The following is a 2,621-nucleotide window of genomic DNA, read 5'->3' on the forward strand; positions in this document are numbered from 1 at the left end:
CCGTCGGAGTGGGCGGCCGGGGCCGTGACACGGACGGTGCGGGCGTCGAGGCGGGCGAGGGTGTGCGGCTGCGGCAGTTCGGGGTCGCGGGCGGGGCCGACCGCCTCGACGACGACGTGCGGGCCGTCGGGTGCCGACACGTCGACTTCCGTCGCCGGTCGCAGAGTCGGCCCGTCGATGAGGTACGTCGCGTCGGCGGATCCCGCCAGGCGGCGCGGGTCGTGGTCGACGAAGACGACGGCGCCGCCGTCCGTGGTGCGCTCGGCGACCACCCGGTCCAGTTCGTCGCGGGCGGCGGCGTCCAGTCCGGTCCATGCCTCGTCGAGGACGAGCAGCTCCGGGGCGGCCAGCAGCGCCCCCGCCACGGCGACCTTCTGGCTGCTGCCCTTGGAGAGCTCGGCGAGGGCGGTCCCCGCGTACCCGCCGGCGCCGAACCGCTCCAGCCACTCCCCGGCCCGCCGCGCGGCCCGCTCCCGTACGAGGCCCTGCACGCGCCCCATGTGCGTGAGGTAGCCGAGCGCGGTGAACGGCAGGGCGGCCGGGAAGCGTTCGGGCACGTAGGCGGTGCGCGGCCGGCCGACGACCCGCCCCTCCCCCGGGGCGTCGATCCCGGCGACCAGGCGCAGCAGCGTCGACTTGCCGGTGCCGTTGGCCCCCTGCACCCGGACCAGCGTGCCCGCGGCGACGTCGAGGTCGACGCCGCGCAGCACCCAGGGGCCGCCGAGTCGGTAGCGGCGGCCGACGTTGCGGAGGGCGACGAGTCCTGGCGGCGGCTGGCAGACTGGGGGGTGTGACCAGTGACGACACCTCCACGCCCGCTTCCCAGGACAGCCCGTTCCGCGCCGAGCCCACGGCCCGCGACGAAGCACCGCAGTTCGTGCTGCCGCTCGTGGTGCGCATCGAGCGCGCCGCGCCGCCGGCCCGCACGGACGCCCTGGAGACGGCGGCGCGTGCCGTCCTGGTGATGCTCTCCGACGAGCGCTCGCTCGGCGACGGGGAGTGGGCGCAGGCGATGCGCGACTGGCAGGACGCCCGGATCCGCAAGGTGGTGCGGCGGGCCAGGGGCGCGGAGTGGTGCCGGGCCGAGGCGCTGGACGGGATCACGGTCACCGGCGCGTCGGCCGAGGTGCGGGTCTTCCCGCCGGTCCCGCTCGACGGCTGGCCCAAGGACCTGGCCCGCCTCCAGGTGTCGGGGACGGAGCTGACCGACCCCGAGCCGCCCGCCGCGCCCGACCCGCAGGCGCCGGTCCTGTGGTTCAACCCCGAGCTCGACATGACCGCGGGCAAGTCCATGGCGCAGGCCGGACACGGCGCCCAACTGGCTTGGTGGGAGCTGTCCGACGCCGAACGCAAGGACTGGCGCGAGGCGGGCTTCCCGCTGTCGGTGCGGGTCGCCGGGCGCGACCGGTGGGAGGCGCTGACGCGCAGCGGTCTCCCGGTGGTGCGGGACGCCGGGTTCACGGAGATCGCCCCCGGGATGACCGTCGTGACCGAAGGCGGCAGCCGCTACTGCCCGTTGCCGCGCTGACCGAAGCGAGGGCGTCCGGGGGTGCGGCAACGGGGGTGACCGGGACGGACGTCGCCTCACGGTCCGTCCTCCGCCCCAGCGCACCGGCGGGCCTCCCGGCTCCTCGGGAGCCTGCCGAAAGAGACCGGAACCGCCCCTGGCGGTACGGAGTCCGGCGTTCTAGCATCGAATCGTCCGAGCCCTTTCACACTCGGATGAGCCGACTCCGCGGAGCCGGCCCCATCCCGCCCCCGAGACCCCGGGTCCGCACCGTCCGCACACCCAGAGCGGCCGGGGGCGTCGTTGCCGACACGCGACCCCGGCCTCGCGTCCTCATGGTCAGCGGGGCGACCTCCCGCACGCCCCCCGACCGGTGGGGACGGTGAGCACCAGAACCGCGCTGGGGGAGACGCGCGTTCCGGTGCCCGCGGGCCGCCGCCGATGCCGGCTCTGCCGCCGGCGGCGGCCGCTCCCCCGTGCCGCATCATGGACCCATGGCGGAATCAGACGGTGCGGTGGACGGCAGGGTCGCCCGGGGGAACGAGACCCGGCGGCTCGTGCTGCGCCGGACGGTCGACATCGCCTCGGTGGAGGGGCTCGAGGCGCTGTCGATCGGACGCATCGCCACGGAGCTGAAACTCAGCAAGAGCGGGGTGTTCGCGCTGTTCGGCTCCAAGGAGGAGCTGCAGCTCGCGACCGTGCGGGCGGCGTCCCTCGTCTACGAGGAGAAGGTCGTGCGCCCGGCCCTGGCGACGCCGCCCGGGGTGGCGCGCCTGTGGGACCTGTGCGAGACGTGGCTGGAGTACTCGCGCGCGCGGGTGTTCCCCGGCGGCTGCTTCTTCTACGGGGTGCTCGCGGAGTACGACGCCCGTGAGGGCGCGGTGCACGACGCGCTGGCGCGGGCCCAGCGGTCCTGGGTCGCGCTGGTCGAGCGGTGCGCGCAGGAGGCGCGGGATGCGGGCGATCTGCACCGGGACACCGATGTGGCGCAGCTGGCCTTCGAGTTGATCGCCCTGATGGAGATGGCGAACGCGCACTCGGTGATGCACGACGAGTCCGGCGGGTACCGGCGGGCCCGGGTGGGCATCGCGGCCCGCCTCGCGTCAGCGGTGAC

Annotated in this window: 3 protein-coding genes; 2 read left to right on the forward strand and 1 reads right to left on the reverse strand. The window is 75.6% G+C overall.

Features of this window, described 5'->3' with window-relative positions:
- A partial coding sequence (locus tag M4J07_RS47530; RefSeq protein WP_255983602.1) for an ATP-binding cassette domain-containing protein occupies window positions 1–710 on the reverse strand: 710 nt, incomplete at its 3' end.
- A gap of 80 nt (window positions 711–790) precedes the next feature.
- On the opposite strand from M4J07_RS47530, the gene M4J07_RS47535 reads away from it, so the two are divergent.
- Together M4J07_RS47535 and M4J07_RS47540 are read left to right on the forward strand one after the other, a co-directional pair.
- On the forward strand, window positions 791–1,528 hold the full coding sequence (locus M4J07_RS47535) for a peptidyl-tRNA hydrolase (RefSeq protein ID WP_255983604.1): 738 nt from the start codon (window positions 791–793) through the stop codon (window positions 1,526–1,528).
- A gap of 473 nt (window positions 1,529–2,001) precedes the next feature.
- Window positions 2,002–2,621: TetR/AcrR family transcriptional regulator (locus tag M4J07_RS47540; protein ID WP_255983606.1), on the forward strand; the 620-nt coding region annotated here is incomplete at its 3' end.

It is taken from the genome of Streptomyces longispororuber (genome assembly GCF_024448165.1).
GTDB lineage: Bacteria > Actinomycetota > Actinomycetes > Streptomycetales > Streptomycetaceae > Streptomyces > Streptomyces longispororuber_A.